The organism is Mesorhizobium sp. M7A.F.Ca.CA.002.09.1.1 (genome assembly GCF_003998555.1).
Lineage (GTDB): Bacteria > Pseudomonadota > Alphaproteobacteria > Rhizobiales > Rhizobiaceae > Mesorhizobium > Mesorhizobium ciceri.
The window spans coordinates 1-787 of sequence record NZ_RZRR01001426.1 but is presented as its reverse complement, the minus strand read 5'-3'; the positions used below and the strand labels follow the sequence as shown (position 1 = coordinate 787).

Sequence of the window (787 nt, the reverse complement as noted above, 5' to 3'; positions counted from 1 at the left end):
ATCGATTGGATGGTGCAGGACATCCCGCGTCAACAAGCCGACGGCAACCATCACAAATGTTGCCGCAAGAGCGATCATGCGATCTTCGAAATATGAGATGGCAATAATGGCGGGAACAAACTCAAAAAAGCCGATGTCGTATGCCACAGAGGTCGGCAGCGCTGTCTCGACTGCAAGTGTCGCTATCAGGAGCGACATCGAGGCAAGGCGGGTCAGCAACTTGCCTGAGCTGTTCGGATGCAAACTGAGCGAATGCAAACGCATGTGCCAGACTATAACCTTCTGACTAGTCCGTCGAGATTAGACCGAAAAGCGTACAGACTAGTCCGACCGCAGGATTGTTCCCCGGGATTGTAGCGCGCATTTTGTCCGATGTCGGGGGCGGATCGGACCGCTACTCTCCAAGCGACCTGACTGACATGTTTAAGGCACCTCCTTTTGACTGGGAGGCGTTGCCGTTTTGCGGGAGGTAAGAAAATGGCACTGGTTGGTAGGCAAGATGATGGAATTCTTGGTCGCCAATATGGAAGTTTCGGGGGAAAGCCTGTCTCCGCCTTGAGAACGCAAGGTGACCATGCTTCCGCTTGGCATCAAGCACCACAACGGTTCGACAGCGTTGCTGTCGAGCCACGGCAGAGCAGCCTTGCATCTGTTGTGAGAATGCTTGATCGCATCGGTTGTGGCTACCTGATCCTGAACAGCGACAGGAAGGTCATGGAGTGGAATTCAGCCGCTCAAAACACCTTGGAGCGCGAAGGCGAGGCAGCCGATACGGCCAGCAAGGTAT

Annotated in this window: 2 pseudogenes; one reads left to right on the top strand and one right to left on the bottom strand. The window is 54.3% G+C overall.

The features are described from left to right. Nucleotides 1-264: pseudogene (locus EN994_RS33735) on the bottom strand (diguanylate cyclase); the annotation flags it as partial. A gap of 213 nt (nt 265-477) precedes the next feature. On the opposite strand from EN994_RS33735, the pseudogene EN994_RS33730 reads away from it, so the two are divergent. Beyond that, a pseudogene (locus EN994_RS33730) lies at nt 478-787 on the top strand (helix-turn-helix transcriptional regulator); the annotation flags it as partial.